Annotated in this window: 26 protein-coding genes and 1 pseudogene; 10 read left to right on the forward strand and 17 right to left on the reverse strand. The window is 71.2% G+C overall.

Annotated elements, in window-relative coordinates:
• Positions 1-87 precede the first annotated feature (87 nt).
• The 6 genes from ACIA5F_RS25225 to rsmI form a co-directional block, all read right to left on the reverse strand.
• Positions 88-1,884, reverse strand: coding sequence for an ABC-F family ATP-binding cassette domain-containing protein (locus ACIA5F_RS25225; RefSeq protein ID WP_399356659.1), 1,797 nt, complete (start codon positions 1,882-1,884; stop codon positions 88-90).
• A 66-nt stretch (positions 1,885-1,950) separates the two neighbouring features.
• Positions 1,951-2,847, reverse strand: coding sequence for a 4-(cytidine 5'-diphospho)-2-C-methyl-D-erythritol kinase (locus ACIA5F_RS25230; RefSeq protein WP_399356728.1), 897 nt, complete (start codon positions 2,845-2,847; stop codon positions 1,951-1,953).
• Positions 2,848-2,945: 98 nt separating this feature from the next.
• On the reverse strand, positions 2,946-3,857 hold the full coding sequence (rsmA, locus tag ACIA5F_RS25235) for a 16S rRNA (adenine(1518)-N(6)/adenine(1519)-N(6))-dimethyltransferase RsmA (protein WP_399356661.1): 912 nt from the start codon (positions 3,855-3,857) through the stop codon (positions 2,946-2,948).
• Positions 3,858-4,119: 262 nt separating this feature from the next.
• The gene (locus ACIA5F_RS25240) at positions 4,120-5,031 is read right to left on the reverse strand and encodes a TatD family hydrolase (protein ID WP_399356663.1); all 912 of its coding nucleotides are present in this window, start codon (positions 5,029-5,031) and stop codon (positions 4,120-4,122) included.
• Positions 5,032-5,289: 258 nt separating this feature from the next.
• Positions 5,290-5,703, reverse strand: a complete 414-nt coding sequence (locus ACIA5F_RS25245) for a hypothetical protein (RefSeq protein ID WP_399356730.1) — start codon at positions 5,701-5,703, stop codon at positions 5,290-5,292.
• A gap of 248 nt (positions 5,704-5,951) precedes the next feature.
• Positions 5,952-6,881 carry a 16S rRNA (cytidine(1402)-2'-O)-methyltransferase gene (gene rsmI, locus ACIA5F_RS25250; RefSeq protein ID WP_399356665.1) on the reverse strand — a complete coding sequence of 310 codons (930 nt, stop codon included), beginning with the start codon at positions 6,879-6,881 and terminating at the stop codon, positions 5,952-5,954.
• Between the two features lie 145 nt (positions 6,882-7,026).
• Between rsmI and ACIA5F_RS25255 the strand changes: the two genes are divergently transcribed.
• Entirely contained in the window at positions 7,027-8,799 is a 1,773-nt protein-coding gene (locus ACIA5F_RS25255) for a dolichyl-phosphate-mannose--protein mannosyltransferase (protein WP_399356667.1), read from the forward strand.
• 235 nt (positions 8,800-9,034) lie between these two features.
• Here the strand turns inward: ACIA5F_RS25255 and ACIA5F_RS25260 are convergent, their stop codons facing one another.
• Positions 9,035-9,286 (reverse strand): helix-turn-helix domain-containing protein, encoded by a 252-nt coding sequence (locus tag ACIA5F_RS25260; protein ID WP_399356669.1) that lies wholly within the window; start codon positions 9,284-9,286, stop codon positions 9,035-9,037.
• A 139-nt stretch (positions 9,287-9,425) separates the two neighbouring features.
• Positions 9,426-10,193 (reverse strand): transposase, encoded by a 768-nt coding sequence (locus ACIA5F_RS25265; protein ID WP_399356671.1) that lies wholly within the window; start codon positions 10,191-10,193, stop codon positions 9,426-9,428.
• An 18-nt stretch (positions 10,194-10,211) separates the two neighbouring features.
• Here ACIA5F_RS25265 and ACIA5F_RS25270 point away from each other — a divergent pair, with 18 nt between their 5' ends.
• Together ACIA5F_RS25270 and ACIA5F_RS25275 are read left to right on the forward strand one after the other, a co-directional pair.
• The gene (locus ACIA5F_RS25270; RefSeq protein WP_399356673.1) at positions 10,212-10,892 is read left to right on the forward strand and encodes a hypothetical protein; all 681 of its coding nucleotides are present in this window, start codon (positions 10,212-10,214) and stop codon (positions 10,890-10,892) included.
• 15 nt (positions 10,893-10,907) lie between these two features.
• Positions 10,908-11,930 carry a DUF6183 family protein gene (locus ACIA5F_RS25275; RefSeq protein ID WP_399356732.1) on the forward strand — a complete coding sequence of 341 codons (1,023 nt, stop codon included), beginning with the start codon at positions 10,908-10,910 and terminating at the stop codon, positions 11,928-11,930.
• Between the two features lie 332 nt (positions 11,931-12,262).
• Here ACIA5F_RS25275 and ACIA5F_RS25280 read toward each other — a convergent pair.
• A pseudogene (locus ACIA5F_RS25280) lies at positions 12,263-13,266 on the reverse strand (IS5 family transposase).
• Positions 13,267-13,659: 393 nt separating this feature from the next.
• On the opposite strand from ACIA5F_RS25280, the gene ACIA5F_RS25285 reads away from it, so the two are divergent.
• Positions 13,660-15,300 carry a penicillin-binding transpeptidase domain-containing protein gene (locus ACIA5F_RS25285; protein ID WP_399356675.1) on the forward strand — a complete coding sequence of 547 codons (1,641 nt, stop codon included), beginning with the start codon at positions 13,660-13,662 and terminating at the stop codon, positions 15,298-15,300.
• A gap of 65 nt (positions 15,301-15,365) precedes the next feature.
• On the opposite strand, the gene ACIA5F_RS25290 is transcribed toward ACIA5F_RS25285, so the two are convergent.
• The 4 genes from ACIA5F_RS25290 to ACIA5F_RS25305 all read right to left on the reverse strand — a co-directional run bounded on the left by ACIA5F_RS25290 (position 15,366) and on the right by ACIA5F_RS25305 (position 16,643).
• Positions 15,366-15,566, reverse strand: a complete 201-nt coding sequence (locus ACIA5F_RS25290) for a hypothetical protein (RefSeq protein WP_399356677.1) — start codon at positions 15,564-15,566, stop codon at positions 15,366-15,368.
• Positions 15,567-15,724: 158 nt separating this feature from the next.
• Complete coding sequence (locus ACIA5F_RS25295) at positions 15,725-15,898, reverse strand: hypothetical protein (protein WP_399356679.1); 174 nt, start codon at positions 15,896-15,898, stop codon at positions 15,725-15,727.
• Positions 15,899-15,964: 66 nt separating this feature from the next.
• Complete coding sequence (locus ACIA5F_RS25300) at positions 15,965-16,096, reverse strand: hypothetical protein (protein WP_399356681.1); 132 nt, start codon at positions 16,094-16,096, stop codon at positions 15,965-15,967.
• A gap of 124 nt (positions 16,097-16,220) precedes the next feature.
• On the reverse strand, positions 16,221-16,643 hold the full coding sequence (locus ACIA5F_RS25305; RefSeq protein ID WP_399356683.1) for a hypothetical protein: 423 nt from the start codon (positions 16,641-16,643) through the stop codon (positions 16,221-16,223).
• Between the two features lie 359 nt (positions 16,644-17,002).
• Here ACIA5F_RS25305 and ACIA5F_RS25310 point away from each other — a divergent pair, with 359 nt between their 5' ends.
• From ACIA5F_RS25310 to ACIA5F_RS25330, 5 genes are all read left to right on the forward strand, one after another.
• Entirely contained in the window at positions 17,003-17,833 is an 831-nt protein-coding gene (locus ACIA5F_RS25310; protein WP_399356734.1) for a helix-turn-helix domain-containing protein, read from the forward strand.
• Positions 17,830-18,039: a DUF397 domain-containing protein gene (locus tag ACIA5F_RS25315; RefSeq protein ID WP_399356685.1), complete on the forward strand. Its 210-nt coding sequence runs from the start codon at positions 17,830-17,832 to the stop codon at positions 18,037-18,039. Before ACIA5F_RS25310 ends, ACIA5F_RS25315 begins: the two co-directional genes overlap by 4 nt.
• 61 nt (positions 18,040-18,100) lie before the next feature.
• Positions 18,101-18,313: a DUF397 domain-containing protein gene (locus ACIA5F_RS25320; protein WP_399356687.1), complete on the forward strand. Its 213-nt coding sequence runs from the start codon at positions 18,101-18,103 to the stop codon at positions 18,311-18,313.
• A gap of 11 nt (positions 18,314-18,324) precedes the next feature.
• Positions 18,325-18,525: a DUF397 domain-containing protein gene (locus ACIA5F_RS25325; protein ID WP_399356689.1), complete on the forward strand. Its 201-nt coding sequence runs from the start codon at positions 18,325-18,327 to the stop codon at positions 18,523-18,525.
• Positions 18,526-18,560: 35 nt separating this feature from the next.
• The gene (locus ACIA5F_RS25330) at positions 18,561-18,773 is read left to right on the forward strand and encodes a DUF397 domain-containing protein (RefSeq protein WP_399356691.1); all 213 of its coding nucleotides are present in this window, start codon (positions 18,561-18,563) and stop codon (positions 18,771-18,773) included.
• A gap of 80 nt (positions 18,774-18,853) precedes the next feature.
• Here ACIA5F_RS25330 and ACIA5F_RS25335 read toward each other — a convergent pair whose 3' ends face one another.
• From ACIA5F_RS25335 to ACIA5F_RS25350, 4 genes are all read right to left on the reverse strand, one after another.
• On the reverse strand, positions 18,854-20,011 hold the full coding sequence (locus ACIA5F_RS25335; RefSeq protein ID WP_399356693.1) for a serine hydrolase domain-containing protein: 1,158 nt from the start codon (positions 20,009-20,011) through the stop codon (positions 18,854-18,856).
• A 28-nt stretch (positions 20,012-20,039) separates the two neighbouring features.
• Complete coding sequence (locus tag ACIA5F_RS25340) at positions 20,040-20,891, reverse strand: energy-coupling factor ABC transporter ATP-binding protein (protein WP_399356695.1); 852 nt, start codon at positions 20,889-20,891, stop codon at positions 20,040-20,042.
• An 88-nt stretch (positions 20,892-20,979) separates the two neighbouring features.
• The gene (gene cbiQ / locus ACIA5F_RS25345) at positions 20,980-21,741 is read right to left on the reverse strand and encodes a cobalt ECF transporter T component CbiQ (protein WP_399356697.1); all 762 of its coding nucleotides are present in this window, start codon (positions 21,739-21,741) and stop codon (positions 20,980-20,982) included.
• Between the two features lies 1 nt (position 21,742).
• A complete protein-coding gene (locus tag ACIA5F_RS25350; protein ID WP_399356699.1) occupies positions 21,743-22,963 on the reverse strand; it encodes an energy-coupling factor ABC transporter permease in 1,221 nt (406 codons plus the stop codon).
• A 169-nt stretch (positions 22,964-23,132) separates the two neighbouring features.
• On the opposite strand from ACIA5F_RS25350, the gene ACIA5F_RS25355 reads away from it, so the two are divergent.
• Positions 23,133-23,600, forward strand: coding sequence for an SsgA family sporulation/cell division regulator (locus ACIA5F_RS25355; RefSeq protein ID WP_399356701.1), 468 nt, complete (start codon positions 23,133-23,135; stop codon positions 23,598-23,600).
• Positions 23,601-23,649 lie beyond the last annotated feature (49 nt).

Raw genomic sequence — 23,649 nt, forward strand, 5'->3', positions numbered from 1 at the left:
AGACGGGTACGGGCCGGTCCGTCCCTGTTCCCAGGGGCGGACCGGCCCGTGCCGTGGCCGGTTCCCGTACGGTCCGGGGCGGGGCGGTTACGCCTCCTCGGCCAGTTCCAGCCAGCGCATCTCCAGCTCGTCGCGCTCGGTGAGGAGGGCGCGCAGTTCGGCGTCGAGCTTGGCGACCTTGTCGTAGTCGGTGGAGTTGTCGGCGATCTGCGCGTGCAGGCTGCTCTCGCGGTCGGAGACCTTGTTGAGCTGGCGCTCGATCTTCTGGAGTTCCTTCTTCGCGGCGCGGGAGTCGCCCGAGGCCGTGGTCTTCGCGGCGGCGGGGGCCGGGGCGGGGGCGGCGGCCTCGGTCATCCTGCGGCGGCGTTCCAGGTACTCGTCCAGGCCGCGCGGGAGCATGCGCAGGCTGGCGTCGCCCAGGAGGGCCATCACGGTGTCGGTGGTGCGCTCGATGAAGAACCGGTCGTGGGAGATGACGATCATCGAGCCGGGCCAGCCGTCGAGGAGGTCCTCCAGCTGGGTGAGGGTCTCGATGTCGAGGTCGTTGGTGGGCTCGTCGAGGAAGAGGACGTTGGGTTCGTCCATGAGCAGGCGCAGGATCTGCAGGCGGCGGCGCTCGCCGCCGGAGAGGTCGCCGACCGGCGTCCACTGCTTCTCCTTGGTGAAGCCGAACTGCTCGCAGAGCTGGCCCGCGGTCAACTCGCGGCCCTGGCCGAGGTCGACGCGGTCGCGGACGCGCTGCACGGCTTCCAGGACCCGCAGGGAGGGGTCGAGTTCGCCGACCTCCTGGGAGAGGTAGGCGAGCTTGACGGTCCGGCCGACGGTGACGGTGCCCGCGGCGGGCTGGGTCTCGCCCTGGGTGCGGGCGGCGTCGGCGAGGGCGCGGAGCAGGGAGGTCTTGCCCGCGCCGTTGACACCGACGAGGCCGATGCGGTCGCCGGGGCCGAGGTGCCAGGTGAGGTGTTTGAGGAGGGTCTTGGGGCCGGCCTGGACGGTGACGTCCTCCAGGTCGAAGACGGTCTTGCCGAGGCGGGCGTTGGCGAAGCGCATCAGTGCGGAGCGGTCGCGCGGCGGGGGCACGTCGGCGATGAGTTCGTTGGCGGCTTCGATGCGGTAGCGCGGCTTGGAGGTGCGGGCGGGGGCGCCGCGCCGCAGCCAGGCCAGTTCCTTGCGCATCAGGTTCTGCCGCTTGGACTCCTCGGTGGCGGCGATGCGGTCGCGTTCGGCGCGGGCGAAGACGTAGTCGCTGTAGCCGCCCTCGTACTCGTGGACGTCGCCGCGCTGGACGTCCCACATGCGGGTGCAGACCTGGTCGAGGAACCAGCGGTCGTGGGTGACGCAGACGAGTGCGGAGCGGCGTTCCTGGAGGTGTCCGGCCAGCCAGGAGATGCCTTCGACGTCGAGGTGGTTGGTGGGTTCGTCGAGGACGAGGAGGTCCTGGTCGGCGATGAGGAGCTGGGCGAGGGCGATGCGGCGGCGCTCGCCGCCGGAGAGGGGGCCGATGACGGTGTCGAGGCCCTGGCCGAAGCCGGGGAGGTCGAGGCCGCCGAAGAGTCCGGTCAGGACGTCACGGATCTTGGCGTTTCCGGCCCACTCGTGGTCGGCCATGTCCCGGATGATCTCGTGCCGGATGGTGGCGGTGGGGTCGAGGGAGTCGTGCTGGGTGAGGACTCCCATGCGCAGGCCGCCGGACTGGGTGACCCGGCCGGTGTCGGGTTCCTCCAGTTTGGCGAGCATCCGGATGAGGGTGGTCTTCCCGTCGCCGTTGCGGCCGACGACGCCGATCCGGTCCCCCTCGGACACGCCGAGGGAGATGCCGTCGAGCAGGGTACGTGTGCCGTACACCTTGCTGACTGCCTCGACATTGACCAGATTGACGGCCATCAGACGCGCTCCAGGGAAGGGGTGGGGATCAGCCCCTCAGCCTAACGGTCCGGGCCCGGGTTCCGGTCAGCCCGGCAGGACCGTGGCGCCGGGGGCCGGGCTGGTGGCCGTGCGGGTGGTGCGGCAGGTCGCGGAGGCTTCCAGGGCGGCGGCGACCTCGGCGGCGGCGCGGGCGTCGCGGACGAGGAAGGCGGTGGTGGGGCCCGAGCCGGAGACCAGGGCGGCCAGCGCTCCGGCCCCGGTGCCGGCCGCCAGGGTCCGCGCCAGGTGGGGGCGGAGCGAGAGCGCGGCGGGCTGGAGGTCGTTGGCGAGGGCTCCGGCGAGCCGGTCGGGGTCGCCGGAGGCGAGGGCGGCCAGGAGTCCGGGCGAGGCCTGGGGTTCGGGGACGGTCCGGCCGTCCTCGGCGGCGAGGCGGTCGAACTCGCGGAAGACGGCCGGGGTGGACAGGCCGTCCTCGGCGACGGCGAAGACCCAGTGGAAGGTCCCGGCGGGGACGGGGGTCAGGACCTCGCCGCGGCCGGTGCCCAGGGCGGCTCCGCCGAGGAGGCTGAAGGGGACGTCGCTGCCGAGGACGGCGCAGATGTCGAGGAGTTCGGCGCGCGGGGTCTTCAGGCCCCACAGGGCGTCGCAGGCCAGGAGGGCCGCCGCGCCGTCCGCGCTGCCGCCCGCCATGCCGCCGGCGACGGGGATGTTCTTGGCGATGTGGAGGTGGACGTCGGGGGTGAGGCCGCTCCGGGCGGCGAGGATCTCGGCGGCGCGGGCGGCGAGGTTGGTGCGGTCCAGGGGGACCTGGTCCGCGTCCGGGCCCGCGCAGGTGACGGTCAGGCCGGGAGCGGCGCTCGCGGTGACCTCGTCGTACAGGGAGACGGCGAGGAAGACGTTGGCCAGGTCGTGGAAGCCGTCGGGGCGGGCGGCGCCCACGGCGAGCTGGACGTTGACCTTGGCGGGGACGCGTACGGTCACCGGGGCCCGGCCGGGGGCGGTGGGGGCCGGGGCGCCCGGCCCGGGGGCGGTGGGGGCTCCGGTGACGGCTCCGGTGGGGTTCACAGCGCGGGTGGGATTCACAGCGCGGGCCTTTCCGGCTGGGGCTTGTGCTCGGCGATCGCGGCGAACTCCTCGACGGTGAGGGACTCCCCGCGGGCCTGCGGGGAGACCCCGGCGGCGGTCAGCGCCGCCTCGGCGCCCGCGGCCGATCCGGCCCAGCCGGACAGGGCGGCGCGCAGGGTCTTGCGGCGCTGCGCGAAGGCCGCGTCCACGACGGCGAAGACCTCCTTCCGGGAGGCGGTCGTCCGCACCGGCTCGGCGCGGCGCACCAGCGAGACGAGGCCGGAGTCGACGTTGGGCGCGGGCCAGAAGACGTTGCGGCCGATGGAGCCGGCCCGCTTGACGTCGGCGTACCAGTTGGCCTTGACGGAGGGGACTCCGTAGACCTTGTTGCCGGGGCGGGCGGCGAGGCGGTCGGCGACCTCGGCCTGGACCATGACGAGGGTGCGCTCGATGGTCGGGAAGCGGCCGAGCATGGTCAGCAGGACCGGGACGGCCACGTTGTACGGGAGGTTGGCGACGAGCGCGGTGGGCGCCGGGCCGGGCAGTTCGGTGACGAGCATCGCGTCGGAGTGGACGAGGGTGAAGCGGTCGGCGCGCGCGGGCATGCGGGCGGCGATGGTGGCGGGCAGCGCGGCGGCCAGCACGTCGTCGATCTCGACGGCGGTGACCCGGTCGGCGGCCTCCAGCAGGGCCAGGGTCAGCGAGCCGAGCCCCGGACCGACCTCGACGACCACGTCGTCGGGGCGCACCTCGGCGGTGCGGACGATGCGGCGGACCGTGTTGGCGTCGATGACGAAGTTCTGGCCCTTCTGCTTCGTCGGGCGCACGCCGAGGACGGCGGCCAGTTCCCGGATGTCGGCCGGGCCGAGGAGGGCGTCGGAAGGGCTCTGGGGGGTCGCGTGGGGCTGCTGCTCTGCGGTGCTCACCGGTAAAGCCTACGGCCGCAGGGGGGCCACGGGGTCGCCCCCCGCTGCGCGGGGAGCTTCTTCGCCCGGTAGCCCTGTTCCGGGCCCGCCGCGTCCTGCGGGCGTCCGCTCCCGCCGGGGTCCTGCCAGGTGGTGACGTCGAACGGGTGGAGGCCGCCGGAGGCGGTGGCGGAGGCGGGCCCCGGTCCCGGACCGGACGAGCCGGGCGCGGTCCGGGAGGCGCGGGGCGCGGGGTGCGGGGTGAGGGGTGAGGGGTGAGGGTTCAGTAGGCGAAGGCGCGGGCGGTGTTCGCGGCCAGGGCCGTCGCCATGGCGTCCTCGTGCAGGCCCCGGACGGCCGCCATGGCCCGGACGGTCAGCGGGATGAGGTACGGCGCGTTGGGCCGCCCCCGGTACGGGGCGGGGGTCAGGAAGGGGGCGTCCGTCTCGACGAGGACCCGGTCCAGCGGGGTCACGGCGAGGGCCTCGCGCAGCGGGGCCGCGTTCTTGAAGGTGACGGTCCCGGCGAAGGACAGGTAGTACCCGGCGGCGGCGCACTCGCGGGCCATGTCGGCGTCGCCGGAGTAGCAGTGGAAGACGGTGCGTTCGGGCGCGCCCTCCTCGCGCAGGACGCGCAGGACGTCCGCGTGGGCCTCGCGGTCGTGGATGACGAGGGCCTTGCCCTGGCGCTTGGCGATCTCGATGTGCGCGCGGAAGGAACGTTCCTGGGCGGCCATGCCCTCCGGCCCGGTACGGAAGTGGTCGAGGCCGGTCTCGCCGACGGCCTTGACGTGCGGGAGGGCCGCGAGGGCCTCGATCTCGGCCAGGGCCTCGTCCAGCGCCGCCTCGCCACCGCCGGGCCGCGCCCCCTGCCGGCTCCAGCCGTCGGGATCGCCGTGGACGATGCGGGGGGCCTCGTTCGGGTGCAGGGCGACGGCCGCGTGGACGTTGTCGTACGCGGCGGCGGTCCCGGCGGCCCAGCGGGAGCCCTTCACGTCGCAGCCCACCTGGACGACGGTGGTCACACCGACCGACGCGGCCTTGCGCAGGGCCTCCTCGACGGTGCCGGACTGCATGTCCAGGTGGGTGTGCGAGTCGGCCACCGCGACCCGCAGCGGTGCGGGCGGCGGGGGCGGGGTGTCCTTGGCGGAGGAGTCCCTGCTGGAGGTGGAGGCGGCGGAGGCGGCGGTGCTCATGCGGTCGATCCTATGACCGGCGCCCCTGCGAGCGGCGGGGCCGTACGAGCGGCGACCCTGCGACCGGCGGTCCGGACACCGGCCGGGACGGGCATCAGCGGGACGGTCACCGGCGGTCACGGTCCCGGCCGGGCCGGTCCCCTGTGCGGGCCCGACCGGACCGTGACCGCCGCTCGCGTCCCGGCCGCAGGCTCCGGGGCTCCGGGGCTCCGGGGCTCCGGCCCGGGGTACGGGCGGCTGCGGCCCGGGGCCTTCCGGTCAGGCGGCCGGGCCGCGCAGCCAGGAGCGCAGTCGTGCCAGCGGCCCCCGGTGTTCCTCCTGCGGGTCGATGGCCACCGGCCCGGGGGCGTCGTGCATCCGGGACGCCTTGCGCGGCCGGGGCGGCTTCGGCTCCCTGTGGCGGCGGGGCGTGTCCGCCCCCGACGGCACCGGTCCGGCGATCCCGGGGGCGACGGGGTGGTGGTAGAGCTGGTCGAGCGTGTGCTGCACCGAGGAGACCTGGCCCGCCCGCATGATGCGCACCACGTGCCCGCCGCAGTTCAGGCAGGTCGGGTGCGACAGGGGCGAGGGAACCCGCTCCCCGTTCGCCGTGTAGACGATGAACGGGTGGCCGTTGCCGTCGACGTGGTGCTCTATCTCGTACGCCTGCTCCCAGCCGTACCCGCACCTCATGCACGCGAACGAGTACGCCTCGTGGACGGTGTGCAGGACGGGGGTGAAGACGGCCGAGGGTACGGCGACGACGGGTACGGGTACCGGGGTGTCTGCGATGTCACTCATGCCAGCTCCTCTTGTTCCACTGGTGCCATTGCCAGTGGACGCCTCGGCGGGCGGGAGCGCATCAGGCCCTGCCCAGTGTTGGGCGGACTATGGGCGAGTCATGTCCGAAGATGCCCGGTGCGCGGTCTGGGCTTTGCCTTTCAGGCTAGCTCTTTACCGACCGGCGGCATCTTCTGTGTCGCGTTCTTTGCCGCGACGACCGCGTCGAAGACCTCGCGCTTGGGCAGGGCGGCCTCGGCGGCGACCGCGGCGATGGCCTCCTTGCGCCGCTCCCCCGCCTCCTCCCGCACCCGCACCCTGCGTACCAGTTCCTCCGCGTCCACCTCGCCGGGCCGGGGCGGGGCGGCGCCCTCGACGACGACGGTGATCTCCCCGCGCACGCCTTCGGCGGCCCAGGCGGCCAGCGCGCCGAGCCCGCCGCGCTTGACCTCCTCGTACGTCTTGGTCAGCTCGCGGCAGACGGCGGCGCGGCGGTCGGCGCCGAAGACCTCGGCCATGGCGGCCAGGGTGTCGTCGAGCCGGTGCGGGGCCTCGAAGTAGACGAGCGTGCGCCGCTCGGCCTCGACCTCGCGCAGGCGGCCGAGGCGTTCGCCCGCCTTGCGCGGCAGGAACCCCTCGAAGCAGAACCGGTCGACGGGCAGCCCGGAGAGGGCGAGCGCGGTGAGGACGGCGGAGGGGCCGGGGACGGCGGTGACCTTGATGTCCTTCTCCACGGCGGCGGCGACGAGCCGGTAGCCGGGGTCGGAGACGGAGGGCATGCCCGCGTCGGTGACCAGCAGGACGCGGGCGCCGCCGGCCAGGGCCTCGACGAGTTCCGGGGTGCGGGCGGACTCGTTGCCCTCGAAGTACGACAGGACGCGCCCGGTGGTGTGGACGCCGAGTCCCTGGGTGAGGCGGCGCAGCCGCCGGGTGTCCTCGGCGGCGATCACGTCGGCCCGTTCCAGCTCCGTCGCGAGCCGGGGCGGGGCGTCCGCGAGGTCGCCGATGGGGGTGCCGGCGAGGACGAGGACACCGGCCTGGCCGGTGGTCGCGGGGACGGGTTCGGTGGCGCGGGGCCGGTCAGTTGTCACCCGTCCATCCTCTCAGTCCCGCGCACGGGACGGCCCCGGCACCCATGCGGGCGGACCCCGGCGCCGGTGCGGGACGGTCCCGGCACCCACGCGGGCGGACCCCGGTGCCGGTGCGGGTGGGGATCGGTTCCCTACCATGACCCGGGTGACCAGTACCGCGACGCCGCCGCCCAGCCCCGCGGGGGCCCCGCCCGCCCCCTCGGCGGGGCGCGAAGAAGAGTCCTCCGCCTGGCTGCGCCGCCTGCGCGGCTTCGGCTACGCCCCACCCGCCGGGGCAGGCGGGGCGGGCGGGGATCTGCGCGCCCGCCTGGTGCCCCCGTACGCCCGGCCGTCCGTACGGCTGTGGCGGTCCCTGGGCGTGCCGGCCTCGGCGGTGGGGACCTGGGAGCGGGTCCTGGCCTGGGTGGGGCCGCTGCTGGTGGCGCTGGTCGCCGGGGTGCTGCGGTTCGTGCACCTGGGGAGCCCGAAGGCGGTGATATTCGACGAGACGTACTACGCCAAGGACGCCTGGGCCACCGTCCAGCGGGGGTACGAGGCGAGCTGGCCCAAGGACATCGACAAGTCGATCCTCGCCAATCCGCACGGGGTCGCGCTGCCCCTGGACCCGGGGTACGTGGTGCACCCGCCCGTCGGGAAGTGGGTGATCGGGCTCGGCGAGTGGATGTTCGGCCTGACCCCCTTCGGCTGGCGGTTCATGACGGCCGTGCTCGGCACCCTCTCGGTGCTGATGCTCTGCCGGATCGGGCGGCGGCTGCTGCGCTCCACCTTCCTCGGCTGTCTGGCGGGCGCGCTGCTCGCGGTGGACGGCCTGCACCTGGTGATGAGCCGCACCGCCCTGCTCGACCTGGTGCTGATGTTCTTCGTGCTGGCCGCCTTCGGGGCGCTGCTCATCGACCGGGACCGGGCGCGGGCCCGGCTCGCGGCGGCGCTCCCGGTGGACGACGAGGGCCGGCTGCGGCCGGACCTGCGGACCGCCGAACGGCTGGGGCTGGGGCTGCGCCCGTACCGGGTGCTGGCCGGGGTCTGCCTGGGGCTGGCGGCGGGCACGAAGTGGAACGGCTTCGTGGTGCTGGCCTTCTTCGGTGTCCTGACCGTGCTGTGGGACGCCGCCGCGCGCCGCACCGCGGGCGCGGGCGGCCCGTACGCGGCGATGCTGCGGCGGGACGCGGTGCCCGCGTTCCTCTCCACGGTCCCGGTCGCCGTGGTGGTGTACGTGGCCTCCTGGACGGGCTGGATCGTGAGCCCGGACAACGGCAAGGGCGGCTACTTCCGCGACTGGGCGGCCCGGCACGACCAGGGCAGCTCGCTGTCGTTCCTGCCGGAGTGGGTGCGGAGCCTGTGGCACTACGAGACCGAGGTCTACAAGTTCCACGTGGGTCTGACCTCGGGGCACACCTACGAGTCGAACCCGTGGAGCTGGCTGGTCCTGGGCCGTCCCGTCTCCTTCTTCTACGAGTCCCCCGAGCCCGGCAGCGACGGCTGCCCGGCGACGGAGGCGGGCAAGTGCGCCCGTGAGGTGCTGGCCCTGGGGACCCCGATGCTGTGGTGGGCGGGGTGCTTCGCGCTGCTGTACGTGCTGTGGCGGTGGTTCTTCCGCCGTGACTGGCGGGCGGGCGCGATCGCGTGCGCGCTGGGCGCGGGCCTGCTGCCCTGGTTCAACTACCAGGAGCGGACGATCTTCTACTTCTACGCGGTGGTCTTCGTCCCGTACCTGTGTCTGGCGGTGGCGATGACGATCGGGGCGCTGCTGGGCCCGGCGGGTTCGACGGAGCGGCGGCGGATGTTCGGGGCGATCGGCGCGGGTGTGCTGGTGCTGCTGATCCTGTGGAACTTCATCTATTTCTGGCCGGTCTACACGGGCGGCACCCTCCCGATGGACTCCTGGCGCGCCCGGATGTGGCTGGACACCTGGGTGTAGTCACGCGAGGCGAAGGGCCCGGCAGTGATGTCCGGGCCCTTCGTGGTTTCTTGTGGCGGGTTTCAGCGTCGCTTCAGCCACCTGCTGGTGACAACAACCAGGCCGATCACTACCACGACGGCGATCACGGCCATGATCTTCATTCCGGTGTCCATCATTCCGATCATTTACAGCTCCCTGATTTCTGCGGGTGGGGTGGGTGCCTGGTTGTCTCTCGTGCGGCTCGACGTCGGCTTCATCCGGGCTTGGATCGGCTGGCGACCGGACGGTAGGTGAGCAGGTCGCCTGGTTGGCACTCCAGCACGCGGCAGATGCTCATGAGGGTCGTGAAGCGGATCGCCTTCGCCCGATTGTTCTTGAGGATGGACAGGTTGACGTTGGTCACGCCCACGCGGACGGCGAGCTCCGCCAGTGTCATGTCCCGTTCTGCGAGGAGGTGGTCGAGACGCACGTGGATCTCGTGGGTCTCGTCTCCCTCGCCGGACATCAGACGGTCCCTTCGAGGTCCTCGCGCATGACGGCACCGACACGCGTGATCCGTGCGAACGTGAGCACCCCTAAGGGCTGTCCCGTAAATGAGCTACGAGTCGTCTCGGGCATGGCTGGCCGCAGTGTGATCCGCTGATCTATCCGCCGAGGGCGAGGTTGTGCATGCGGGCGATGCCGAGCATGGCGTGGTGGACGCCGTCGCCTTTGAGGCGGCAGTCGCGGAGGATCTTCCAGGTCTTCATGCGGGCGAAGACGTGTTCGACGCGGGCGCGGACCTGCTTGTGGGACTTGTTGTGCGCCTGCTTCCACTCGGGCAGGTCTTCGCCTTTGCGCCGTCGGTGGGGCATGACGGGTCCGGTGCCCGGGTAGCCGCCGTCGGCGATGGTGAGTGTCTTTCCGACGGCGGCTCTGGCGCCGGATTCCTCCCAGGCCTTGCAGTCGTTGCGGTTTCCGGCGAGCGGCCGGCCGACCGCGACGACCAGGCGGGTGTCGGCGTCGATGACGGCCTGGTGGTTGGTGGAGTACCGGTAGTTCTTGGACCGCGCGGCGACGGTGTGGTCGCGGGTGGGGACCAGGGTGCCGTCCACGATGAGCACGGCGTCCTTGGCGAAGCGCTTGCGGGGCTGGAGCGCGAGCATCGGCCCGAGGTGGTCGATGATGCGGTCCGCGGCCGACTTGGACACCCCGAACAGCGGGGCGAGCTGGCGCATCGTCAAGTTCGTGCGCCAGTACACCGCCACCAGCAGGGCCCGCTCCTCCAGCGGAAGGCTCCACGGCCGGCCCTTGCGGACCGCATCCGCACCCTCGCGCCGCAGCACGGTCACCAGCTTCCCGAAACAGCGCGGGCTCAGCCCGGTGAACGGGGCTGTCCAGGACGGCTCAGACGCCGTGATCACACCAGCCACAGCAAGATCATCTCAACCGTGACCAGCAGTTACGGGACAGCCCTTAGTTGGACATCAGCTGGAAAGCAGTTCGGAGACCTTCTTGGTGACATCCTCGGAATCACCGACGTCATGGAATGTATCGATGACCCAGGTGTCGCCAAGTGTGCACTGGCTTTTCTCATGGCGACTCCGGCAGGGAAGGTGATTAAGGGCTTTAATTACGCAGGAAAGGCCAAAGATTACTTCGGTAAACTTTTTGGCAAGAGCGAGAAGTTCGTCCTGTGTGCCACAGGGTATCGAAGCTCAGCACTCCGCAGCGTCGTTGTTCGCAGCGCTTCCAGCTGTCCTGTGGGTTTCAAGGAAATTTCGCCGGGATTGTTCCAGTCACCTAAGGGGCTGAAGTACGGTCCTGGCAGCGATCAAGGTCACAGGATTCGGCATGTGATGGAGCACACGAAGGAGAACCCTGAAAAGCGGAAACACTCCGTATTCAATATTACAGACCAAGCGGAGGTTCTCGCCCTGGTAGATGAAGCGTGGGGGCGGCGCCATCTGGCGATGCAGTACGACAGTGCAAATAGCCCGGAATCATTCATTATTCCAATGGGCAGGGAAGTGGGAACGACAGGTGAGAAACTCCTCAAGGTGGTAGCCGATCCGAAGACTGGTAAGCTATTGACTGCCTTCCCGCGCAAGGTTGTAGCTGAATGCTTGTAAGGATTGGTGAAGATAATGGCAAGTGGGCAGCCTGATCATTTCGAGCAGATTCATCAGTGGGCTGAAGCTGGAGATGTGGTAAGTATTGGCATGCTTGCCCATGAATTCACCCTTCGAGAGAGGGGTGAGGAATGTTCGACTGAAATAAGTTTTGCTCGGGAAAGACTGGCTACGATCCCTGGGCTTGATGCAATTGCGCAAGTCCTGTCGCTACTGGAATCTGCCGAACCTGCCGAGGTTCGATTCCTGGCTGCTGCATTGGCACGTCATCAGAACGCAGGTGACCTTGTGGCTGGGCTGTTCGGTCGAGCTACCGTACCGAGTCACACGCATGAGCTAAAGGCATGCCTGCTGCATGAGCTGGTGCTGGAGGGTGTGAGGGTTGAAGGGTTCTCGGAAATCCTGGAGTTCGGTGATTTGCTGGCTCGTCAGGATCACCCGCTAGGGGATCTGCCGCTGCGGCGACTGCCTGTCGAGGTACTCTTCAAAAAGCCTGTCTATCTTTCCGATGCGCCATCTGGTGAGCGGATTTACCAACAGCCATCTTTCAGTGGATGCACTTTGGTGAAGCTGCATGATCCGTCGGCAGAAGAATCCATCAAGAAACTCCTTGGTGAAACTGCTGCCGAAACATTCGGAAAAATTTCAGCAGATATTTTCAAGGCGAGTCGATTCGTCGGGCGCGAGAATATATCAGGTGCGATAAAGGGCTTGAGTCTCCCCTACGTGAGGCGGAGTCAGGGTGATCCTTTTCTGATTTCTCCCGAGGTTGCGCTACGGCTGTTGTTCGCACTGGCCGCCTCGCAGCAGTACGGAGCTTACGGAAGGCTGTCTGTATGGGAGTCGATTCGTGGATTCGTAGGGGCTGCTCCCGGTAGAGGAATCTGTGATCTTGCAGAGATGGTTGAAAGTTCCCAGTGGTATCAATGCATTCCTAAATCCAGCTGGAGCTGTGATGAAGGGAAGGCGTTGGTACTCATCGCGGTGAGACCAGACGGACATACGATCGCAGCACTCGGGGCTACTCGACGTGCTTGAGATTCATTCCTCAGCTGAACTGACTCAGATCTGATCTACAGTGAGGGCCTCGACGCACTGGTATGTGTTGAGGCCCTCACTCCTACGACACCTCGCCGCACCGCACTCGCTTCGTTTCGGCTCCTCTTCGAGGCGCTTGGAGGTCGAGCTGTCGGGACATCCCGATACGCCCAGTATCGGGATGTCCCTCCGCCTTGCGATGCGCTCAGCATCCGAAGGATCAAGGCAAGAGCCGAGACGAAGTGAGCGCGGCGAACACAGTCGCATCTGACGCCGCGCGCTGATCCACCGGGGATTGCAGGACAGCGCTTAGTGCGCGTATTGAGTCATGATCAAGGTCGGGTCCGGGTCAGGTCCTTGATCCAGATCATGGCGGCGCGAAGGTGGAGGCCTGCGAGGTAGCTCTCGGGCGTTTTGTCGTATCGGGTGGCGATGCCTCGCCAGGCCTTCAGCTTGTTGATCAGGCGCTCGACGGTGTTCCGCTCTTTGTAGAGGTCGGCGTCGTGGGTGACCGGCCGGCCGCCCCCGCGGCCTTTGTTCTTCCGATTGGCGGCCTGGTCCTTCTTTTCCGGGATGACTGCCTTGATGTTGCGTTTACGCAGGTAGGCGCGGTTGCCGCGGGACGAGTAGGCCTTGTCCCCGCCGACCGCGCCGGGCCGGGTGCGGGGACGGCCGGCGGGCCCGCGGACCCGTACCTTCTTCAGGACGGGGATGAACTGCGGGCTGTCCGCGGCCTGCCCTGCGGTCAGGATCACGGCCAGGGGCCGACACCTGCGGTCGGCAGCCAGGTGGACCTTGCTGGTCTGTCCGCCTCGTGAGCGCCCGAGCAGGGCGGTTTTCAGACGGAGCTTGCGCCGCCGCCGGACGCGCCGCCGTTCGGCCCGGCCGGGATCAGCGGCGTCACCGTGTCCGTCTTGTTCCGCCGCGCCGCCCCTTTTTGCCGGGCCCTCTCCGTCTCGACGGCGGCCTTTCCCAGAGCGTCCAGAACATCCTCCTCCAGGCGCATTCCGGCCGCGTCATGGTGCGCGCGGACCGTAGTGGAATCCACGCTGACCAGCGACATGTCCACCCTGCCCCGCCCAGCCGCCTCGGCTGTCACACCCTCCAGCAGCGCCTCGAAGACCCCGGCGTCCCGCCACTGCCTGAACCTGTTGTGCACGGTGGACCAGGCACCGAAACGGCCAGGCATCTCCCGCCACTGCGCTCCCGTACGGAACTTCCAGATCACACCCTCGAACTGCTCCCGAAGCCGCCCGGGATACGGCCCGTACTCACCGATCGGCAGGTACGGCTCGACGAACCCCCACTCTTCGTCCGTCAGTTGCACACGCGTCATGCGTACCGGACTACCGGACCCGCCCTCGCAGCGAGGGCAGAACCGGCAAACCGATCACGACTCAATACACGCCCTAATCCCGCCACGGAACGCCGGGAGGGAACAGACCCTGGGTGGTGGCCGGAGGCCTGTCCGGGCGGCCCGTGACTGTGTTCCCGTCCGGGCCCGTGTTCCGGTCAGGTCCGGTCCGGTCCGGTCCGGTCCAGTCCGGTCCGGTCCAGTCCGGTCCGGTCCGGTCCGGTCCGGTCCGGTCCGGTCCGGTAACGACCGTGTGCGCCCGCGTCCCGTCCGGCGTAAGGTCCGGACCGGAAGTTCTTTGAACACGTTCAGACAGCGGTAGCGTGTTCGGAGAAGAGTCGCTCCTGGGGAGGGGACGCACATGAGGGGACGCGCATGAGCGGGGCAGCCAAGGGCGCCGTCATCGGAGGGGTGTTCCTCGCGATGGTCGGCGGAGCCGGGTACGGGGTGTACACGCTCGTCGGGGAGAGCGGGGCGGGCGGGAGCGGCGGCGGGGGCGGCGCCTCCGTCCGGACGGAGAAGGGCAGCGGGCCCGTCACCGCGGAGGAGACCGACAGGACCGCCAAGGCGTTCCTCGCCGCGTGGGCGGCCGGGGACGAGCGGGCGGCGGCCGACCTGACGAACAACGCGCAGGCGGCGCAGGCCGCGGTGGCCGACTACGGGACACGGGCGTACGTCGCCAAGGCCGTGATCACCCCCGGCGCGCCGGAGGGGACCACGGTGCCGTTCACGGTCGCCGCCGAGGTCAGCTACGAGGGCGCCACCAAGCCGTTCGCCTACGCGTCCCGGCTGACCGTGGTGCGCGGGGAGAACAGCGGGAAGCCGCTCGTCGACTGGCAGCCCTCGGTGCTCCACCCGCAGCTCCAGAAGGACGAGCGGCTGCGCGCGGGCACCCCGGCGAGCCCGCCGGTCACGGCCGTCGACCGGGACGGCAAGGAGCTGACGGCCGAGCGCCACCCGTCGCTGCGGCCGGTGCTGGACGCGCTGCGCAAGGCGTACGGGGAGAAGGCGGGCGGTGTCGCGGGCGCCGAGCTGTGGATCGAGCCGGCCGGCCAGGACGCACCCCGGCGGAGCCTGCTGACGCTGGTGGAGGGGAAGCCGGGCCGGATCGAGACCGTGCTCGACGCGGAGGTCCAGGACGCGGCGGAGAAGGCGGTGGCCAAGTACGCCGAGGCGTCGGTGGTAGCCGTCCAGCCGAGCACCGGCCACGTCCTGGCCATCGCCAACCACCGCAAGGACGGCTACAACGCGGCCGTCCTCGGCGGGCGCGCGCCCGGCTCCACGATGAAGATCGTGACGGCGGCGATGCTGCTGGACCGGGGCCTGGTCGCCGCCGACAAGGTCACGCCGTGCCCGGCGACCGTCTCGTGGGACGGCCGTACCTTCCAGAACCTGAACGGTTTCACGCTGGACGAGGAGACCTTCGCGACGAGCTTCGCCCGGTCCTGCAACACCGCCTTCATCAAGCAGATCAAGCCGGTGGACGACAACGCGGCGCTGCCGAAGGAGGCCCGCGAGGTCTTCGGCATCGGCACGCAGTGGAAGGCGGGCATCCCCACCTTCGACGGCCGGGTGCCCGAGTCCTCGGGCGCGGCAGCCGCCGCCGAGTACATCGGCCAGGGCCGGATCCAGATGAACCCGCTGAACATCGCCTCGGTGACGGCGACCGCCCGGACCGGGGTCTTCCGTCAGCCGGTGGTCGTCAAGGCCTCGCTGGACGGACGCCAGCTCGCGCGGGCCACCCGGCCGATGAAGCCGGGGGTGGCGGCGCAGCTCGTACGGATGATGAAGCAGACGGCGGTCAGCGGCACGGGCCGTACGGCGATGGCGGCGGTCGGCGGCTCCGACAAGGGGGCGAAGACCGGCTCGGCGGAGGTCGACGGCGCGACGGCCCCCGACAGCTGGTTCACGGCCTACAGCGGCGACCTGGCCGCGGCGTCGATGGTCGAGGGCGGCGGCCACGGCGGCGACGCGGCGGGCCCCATCGTCGCCTCGGTCCTGAACGCCACCCGCTGACGGGGGGGGCCGGGCCCCGGGTGCGGATCGCGCGCTCGGGGCCCGCTCGGGGGGGGGAGAGAGATCTACAAGCCGCAGCTCGAACAGGCGACCTTGAACGGCTCCTTGAACGGCTCCTTGGTCACGTGGCTGACCATGACGACCTGGCCGATGCCGTGACACGTGCCGCAGGGCCGGATACCCCGCCTGCTGGCCGCCTCCTGGACGGCGGCCGTGAAGTACTCGACCACGTCCGCCTGTTGGGGGTCGATCCACTCTTCCCGCACGGCTCCTCCTCGGCGCTGGGGCTGCCCACGGTACGCCGGGGCGGGGGCCGGTGAGCACCGGTACGACCGCCGGACGCGGACACGCCCCGCGCGCGCGACAGCACCGCGCCCGGGACACGTCCGGCACTTCCCTGCTTCCCTGCTTCCCTGCTTCCTCGCTACGTGAACAGGCCCTGCGCGAGGAGCGCGCCCACCGCGCTCGCGATGATCAGCAGGCTCACCGCCGCTCCCCACGCGAGGCGGGGAGAGGTCTCGCCACGTTCACGGGCCGCGTGTGCGTCCCGGTAATCCGCCAACTGGTCCTGTGCCAGGGCTTCACCGATGTCGAGCACGAGCTACCTCCGGTGCCTCGCGGGTGACGTGCGGGGGTGACGTGCGGGGGTGACGTGCGAGGCAGGCTACTTCCTGTGCTTGCCACCTTTGCCGTCCTTTCCGCCTTTTTCATCCTTGGGCTTGGCGTGCTTCGGCGGCTTCTCGTTTTTCTTCTTCTCGATGTAGTCCGTGTAGTCCTTGGGGTACTCCTGAGACACCTCAGCCCCTCCTCTCGGGTACACACGAACCCGCCTCGCTGGGGCGGGGGTTGTGTCCCGCTCCTGCCGGGGGCTCCGTGGGCCGGCCCGGCAGGAGCGGGAGATCATGGAAGGTCACGGGAGGTCACGGGAGGTCGGCGGCCTCGTGGCCGGTCTCCTTCACGACCCGTTCCAGCAGGTACGCGCACACGTACGGGCGTTCCGGCGTGGGCGGGGTGAGCCACTGGAGCGACCCCGTGGCACCGGACGGAGCGGGCACCCCGACGTAAGTGGTCTCGCCCTCCCGCGCGACACAGAGCGACACCCACTTCGGCCAGCTCAGCCGCTGCGCGGTCCTGGGCGCCACGAGGAAGTAGAACCAGCGCCCGCCGTACTCCGACAGCACCGGACCGGGGGCGTCAGCCGTCAGACGGCGCAGCACCGCCACCACCTCCCCACCCGCACGGCCCTCCACCCGCACCGCATCGAAGTCCACCCCGGCCTCACACAGCTGGACCCCTGATTCCGGCACCCACCCCGGCAGCCACACCGCCTTGACCGCACTCACCCGGCACCCCCACCCAACACCCCGGTCAGAGCCGAAACCGATGCCGGGGCCGGGGCCGGGGCGGCGAGGACCGGCAACCGCGCCTCGTACCCCTCACCGAACACCCCGACCGCCCGCCGGTGCCCCGCCGAGAAGAGCACCGCCAGCCGCGCCAGCAGATCCCCCTCCGACCGATGCTCCGGCCACCCCCGCGCCAGCAACACCGCCCCACCCCGACCACGCCTGTACTCAGCCATCAGACCTCCCACAAGACACCGACCATCCCTCTCCGTAGCCATTCCGCTACCAGGGGTGCCCAGCGTGGTCTAGGGTCGGATCATCTTCAACTTGCAACTTCTGAACGGGGAGTTGGGTGGTATCTGTTGAACCGTAAAGAGCTGGACCCCGAGAAATCACCACTGGCGGCGTTCGGGCAGCGGCTGCGCACACTGCGGGATGAGCGCGGCTGGACGCAGGACGAGCTGGCGGAGCGCATGGGGTGCTCCGGAACCCATATCTCAGCCGTAGAAACTGGCCGACGCCCTCCAACCCGCCGCTTCTCAGCAAACGCCGACCGGGTGTTCGGCACCGGAGACAGGCTCGTACGCCAGAGCCAAGCCGTACGCCACACGGCACTGCTGGAAGGGTTCCCGGAGTACGTCACTCACGAGGGGCGCGCGGCGGAGATCCGGCTCTACGAAGTCGGCGTCATCCCCGGGCTGCTCCAGACACCGGACTACGCCAACGTCCTTGCTGAAAGTGCCGTCAAGCGGGGCGCGATCACACCCGAGCAAGCTCGCGAGCGGGTGACTCTCGTCTCAGAGAGGCAAGCAGCGCTCATCCGGACGCCACCACCACTGGTTCTGGTGGTGCTGGACGAGGGCTGCATCCGTCGCCCCATCGGCAGCCCCGAAGTCATGGAAGCCCAGTTGGCGCGGCTGGTCGACTTTGTCGAACTGCCGAATACAGTGCTCCAGATCGCTCCGTTTGACATGGGGGAACGTCGACCGTTCAACCTGCCTCTGTACATCCTGACGCTGCCGGACCGCTCGCTCATGTCGTACGCAGAGTCCGCGCAGCGGGGTCACCTCGAACGCGAACCCGCAGCCGTGCTACCCATATTGGGCGACTACCATCAGTTGCAGGCACACGCGCTCGCTCAAGAGGCATCCGTGTCCGTGATCAACAAGGTACGAAAGGGCACCCCGTGACGACCGAAGCCCCCCACTGGTTCACGTCCTCGTACAGCGACAACGGCGGCGCCTGCATCGAGGCCGCCACCAACCTCGTCCCCTCACGCGGCGTGGTCCCCGTCCGTGACTCCAAGGACCCCCACGGCCCCGCGCTGATCTTCCGCTCTGCCGCCTTCGCCTCGTTCACCGCGAGCATCAAGGCCGGCACCGTCGGCGCCGTCTGAGCTGAAGCTCTGCCCCGAGCGACATCCGTGGCCATGATCCGCCAGGTATGAAAGGGCAACCGTGACGACCACGACCGAACCCCGCTGGTACAAGTCTTCCTACAGCGACAACGGCGGCAACTGCGTCGAGATCGCCACCAACCTCGTCGCCCCGCGCGGCGTAGTCCCGGTCCGCGACTCCAAGAACCTGAGCGGCCCGGTCCTCACCTTCCCCGCCGCCGCCTTCACCTCGTTCACCACGAGCATCAAGGCGGGCATGATCCGCCAGGCATGAAAGGGCACCCCGTGACGACCGAATCCCCCCGTTGGTTCACGTCCTCCTACAGCAACAACGGCGGCCAGTGCGTTGAGATCGCCACCAACCTCGTCGCCCTGCGCGGCATGGTCCCGGTCCGCGACTCCAAGAACCCGAGCAGCCCGGTGCTCACCTTCCGTGCCGCCACATTCTCGTCATTCACCGCGAGCATCAAGGCGAGCACCCGCTGACGGCCCAACCATCAGCCAGCTACGAAAGGGCAACCGTGACGACCACGACCGAACCCCGCTGGTACAAGTCCTCCTACAGCGACAACGGCGGCAACTGCGTCGAGGTCGCCACCAACCTCGTCGCCCCGCGCGACGTGGTCCCCGTCCGTGACTCGAAAGACCCGAGCGGCCCGGTCCTGACCTTCCCCGCCGCCGCCTTCACCTCGTTCACCACGAGCATCAAGGCAGGCGCCCTCGGCGCCGTCTGAGACCGCGACCCACCGGACCCCGCCGCGCGCACCTCGCCGTGGCGGGGTCTTCGCATGCCGACCGCCCCGGCCCCGCGCCCTCAGAGTGCGGAGCGGACCGCGCGGATCAGGGCTTGGGCGCGGGGGTCGGCGGTCACCGACGGGGCCAGGGCGTTGGTGACGTAGCCGAAGCCGATGCCCGCCGCCGGGTCCGCGAAGCCCAGGGAGCCGCCCCGGCCCGGGTGGCCGAAGGAGGCCGGGGAGAGCAGCGGGGAGGCCGGGCCGTGCAGCATGTACCCCGGGCCGAAGCGGGTCGGGACGACCAGTACCCGGTCCGGCCCGGCGGAGAGTTCCGTACCGGCCAGGGCCGTGGTCTGCGGGGTGAACAGGCGGGCGCCGTCCTCGGTGTCGCCGAGCAGGGCCGCGTAGAACCCGGCCAGGGCGCGCGCGGTGCCGATGCCCGCCGAGGCGGGGAGTTCGGCCGCGCGGTAGGCGGGGTCGTTCTCGTCCGGCAGCGGGTCGATCGCGGCGAAGGCGCGGCGGGTGAGGGAGTCCGGGTCGGCGTACGCCTGCGAAACGTTCCTGCGCGGGCGGGTCCGGAGCGTGGCCGTGCCCTGCGGGGCCGGGGCGGGCCCGACCCGGCCCACCCGCTCCGCGCGGTCCTGCGGCAGGCCGATCCAGAAGTCCAGGCCCAGCGGGCCCGTGACCTCCTGCGCCAGCCACTGGCCCAGCGAGGCCCCGGTGACCCGGAGCACCAGCTCCGAGAGGAGCCAGCTGTAGGTCTGCGCGTGGTAGCCGTGGGCCGTGCCCGGCTCCCAGAAGGGGCGCTGCGCGGCGACCGCGCGGGGCCCGGTGCGGCCGTCCACGGCCTCGGCGGGGGTCAGGCCCCGGTCCAGGACCGGGACCCCGGCCCGGTGGGCGAGGAGGTCCAGGACCCGGACGCGTTCCTTGCCGCCCGCCTTGAACTCCGGCCAGTAGGCGGCCACGGGCGCGTCCAGGTCGAGCAGGCCGCGCTGGTGCAGCAGGAGCGGGACGGCCGCCGCGACGCCCTTGGTGGCCGACCGGACGATCTGGGCCGTGCCGGCCGTCCAGGGCGCGTCGCCGTCCACGTCCCGGCTGCCCGCCCACAGGTCGACGACCCGGCGGCCGTCCCGGTGGACGGCGACGGCCGCGCCCCGGTCGCCGAGCACCTCGAAGTTGCGTACGAAAGCGTCCCGGACGGCCTCGAAGCCCTCCGCCACCTCACCCTGGATCTCCACGAGCGGTCCAACACCGTGGCCCGCACACTTATGCCGGACGGGTCCCAGGTCCCGGGCCCGCTGCCGCCGCCCGTACGGCAGCGGGGACCGGCACGGTCACCGGCACGGGCACGGTCACGGAGCGCGGGTCGAAGCCGAAGGGCAGTTCCAGACGGTGGGCCCGCATCAGCGCCTCGTCGCACAGCAGCTCCTGGGTGCGGCCGTCCGCCGCGATGACCCCCTCGCTGAGGATCACGGCGCGCGGGCACAGCTCCAGCGCGTACGGCAGGTCGTGCGTGACCATCAGCACCGTCACGTCCAGGGCGCGCAGGATGTCGGCCAGTTCGCGGCGCGAGGCCGGGTCCAGGTTGGAGGAGGGTTCGTCCAGGACCAGGATCTCGGGCCGCATGACCAGGACGGTGGCCACCGCGACCCGGCGGCGCTGGCCGAAGGAGAGGTGGTGCGGCGGCCGGTCGGCGAAGTCCGCCATGCCGACCTGCTCCAGGGCGGCCCGTACCCGCGCCTCCAGCTCCGGGCCGCGCAGTCCGGCCGCCGCCGGGCCGAAGGCCACGTCCTCCCGCACGGTCGGCATGAAGAGCTGGTCGTCGGGGTCCTGGAAGACGATGCCGACCCGGCGCCGGACCTCGGCGAGGTGGCGTCCGTCCACGGGCAGCCCGGCCACGGTGACCGAGCCGACGCCGCCGCCGAGGATGCCGTTGAGGTGCAGGACCAGGGTGGTCTTGCCCGCGCCGTTGGGGCCGAGGAGGGCGACCCGCTCGCCGCGGCCGACGGTCAGGTCCACCCCGAAGAGGGCCTGGTGGCCGTCCGGGTAGGCGTACGCGAGGCCCGCCACGACGAGGGAGGGCGCGGGCGGAGCGGGCACGGGCACGGGGACAGGCACGGGGGAGGGTTCGGCTGCGGGGGCAGGCGCGGGTTCAGGTGCAGGTGCGGGTTCAGGTGCAGGGTTCACGGGTGCGTCGTCCCATCGGTCAGAGCGTCCCGCCCAGGAGGCGGACGGCGAGCGCCGCCGCCGGGAGCGCGGCGGCGTGCGCCCACTGGGCGCGGGTGGCCGCGATGTCGTCGATCACCGGCATGGAGCCGGTGTAGCCGCGGCTGAGCATCGCGAGGTGGACCCGCTCGCCGCGTTCGTAGGAGCGGATGAAGAGCGCGCCGGCCGTCTTGGCGAGCACGCCCCAGTGGCGGACGCCGCGCGCCTCGAAGCCGCGGGAGCGGCGGGCGACGGACATCCGGCGCAGCTCGTCGGTGACGACGTCGCCGTAGCGGAGCATGAAGGTGGCGATCTGGACGAGGAGCGGCGGCAGCCTCAGCCGCTCCAGGCCCAGCAGCAGGGCCCGCAGTTCGGTGGTGGAGGCGAGCAGGACGGAGGCGGCCACGCCGAGGGTGCCCTTGGCGAGGACGTTCCAGGCGCCCCAGAGCCCGGAGACGCTGAGCTGCGCGCCGAGGACGTCGGTCCGTTCGCCCTGGGCCACGAAGGGCAGGAGCAGGGCGAAGGCGACGAAGGGGACCTCGATCAGCAGCCGTCGCAGCAGGTACCCGGCCGGGACGCGGGCGAGGGCGGCGACGGCCGCGAGCAGGAGGGCGTAGAGGCCGAAGGCCCACACGGCTTCGCGCGGGGTGGAGACGACGACCAGGACGAAGGCGAGGACGGCGGCGAGTTTGCAGTGCGGGGGCAGGGCGTGGACCGGGGAGTCGCCGGGCCGGTAGAGCTGGTGGGCGTGGCCCGCGCCCATCTCAGACCGCCGGGGTGGCGGCCGGGCCGGTGCCGGTGCCCCGGTCCCGGTCCTGGTCCCGGTCCCGGTCCCGGTGCTGGTGCTGGTCCGCGCGGCGGCGGCGGACCGTCCAGAAGACCCCGGTGCCGACGAGGACGGTCGCGCCGACGCCGATGACCCCGGCGAGGCCGCCGGAGAGGCGGGCGTCGCCGATGTCCTTGACGCTGTAGTCGGCGAGCGGGGAGCCGGCGGCGGCGTGTTCCCCGGTGGCACGGTCGATGCCCTGGTCGGCGGCGACCTTCTCCAGGCCGTCGGGGCTGGCGGAGGCGTAGAAGGAGACGAAACCGGCGAGGACGAGGGCGGTGACCAGGCCGGTGGTCCAGACCGCCCGGGTGGAACGGGCGGAACGGGAAGAACGGGCGGCGGCCGGGGCGGGCGCGGGGGCCGGGGCGGTGACCAGCTCGCCGCCGACGCGCAGTGTCAGCGGGGCGGCGAGCCCGCGCGCGCCGTGTACGAGGTCGGGGCGGACGGCGATCACGGCGCCGACCGTCGCGGCCGTGATGGCGGCCTCGCCGAGGCCGATGAGGACGTGGACGCCGACCATGGCGGTGAGGACCTTGCCGAGGGGCACGTCGGTGGTGCCGCCGAGGGCGTAGAGCAGGGTGAAGGCCCCGGCCGCGGCGGGCACGGAGAGGAAGGCTCCGGCGAAGGCGGCGGCGGTGACCGAGCGGCGGCCGGAGGGCAGCAGTCTCAGCAGGCCGCGGAAGACCGCGTAGGCGACGGTCACGGTCACGACGGCCATGGTGAGGACGTTGACGCCGAGGGCGGTCAGGCCGCCGTCGGCGAACAGGACGCTCTGCATCAGCAGGACCACGGAGACGCAGAGCACGCCCGTGAAGGGGCCGACGAGGATGGCGGCGAGGGCCCCGCCCAGCAGGTGGCCGCTGGTCCCGGCGGCCACGGGGAAGTTCAGCATCTGGACGGCGAAGACGAAGGCGGCGACGAGACCGGCGAGCGGCGCGGTGCGTTCTCCCCCGCCGAGACCCCCCGGGCCGCCGGAACCCCTGGAACCTCCCGGGCCTCCGGTGCCCCCGGAACCTCCCGGGCCTCCGGGTCCGGTGTCCGGGGAGAGGCTCCCCAGTTCCCGGCGGGCGCCCCGGAGGCTGACGGCGACGGCGGCGACGGCCACTGCTCCGGCGGCCAGCGAGACGGGGGCGTCGATGAATCCGTCGGGCACATGCATGGAGCCGCTCCGCTTCCTCACAACTGCTTCGGCCGCCCAAGAGTGGGCGCTGTTGCAAACGGTTGGCAAGAGCGGGGATGTCAAAGAAAGACCCATGCGGTTCCGCCGGAGTGTGCGAGGCTGGACAGGCAAATGCACGCATTTGTTTCGATTTCGAGGAGTCCTGTCGATGCCAGCGACCGCCGAGAATCCCCCCGCCGCCTCGACAGCCACAGCAGCCGCGACAGCGGCCACCACGACGGCGGCCCTGGCGGTGGCGGCCACCGCCGCCAGGGCCGTCGCCGCCGTCGTCGAGGAGCGCGTCAGCGCCCGGGTGGTCACCGACGACCCCCTCTACCGCAAGATCCCGGTCGCCCTGCGGTTCGCCGCCGCCGAGCCGCTGGCCGTGCGGATCGTCTTCCCGCCGGGCCTCTCCCCCGAGGGCACCGACAACGAGTGGGTCTTCCCCCGCGCCCTCCTGGAGGCGGGGCTCCAGGCCCCGACCGGGACCGGTGACGTCCGCGTCTGGCCCTGCGGCCGGGTCCAGGCGGTCGTCGAGCTCCACTCCCCCGAGGGGGTCGCGGTGGTCCAGTTCGACATCGCCTCCCTGCGCCGCTTCCTGCGCCGTACGTACGCCCCCGTCACCCGCCCGGGGTAACGGGCCCGGCCCCGCCCCGCCTGGTGGTCAGGCGGGACGGGGCCGGGGT

Origin of the sequence: Streptomyces sp. NPDC051567 (assembly GCF_044454165.1) — a bacterium.
GTDB lineage: Bacteria > Actinomycetota > Actinomycetes > Streptomycetales > Streptomycetaceae > Streptomyces.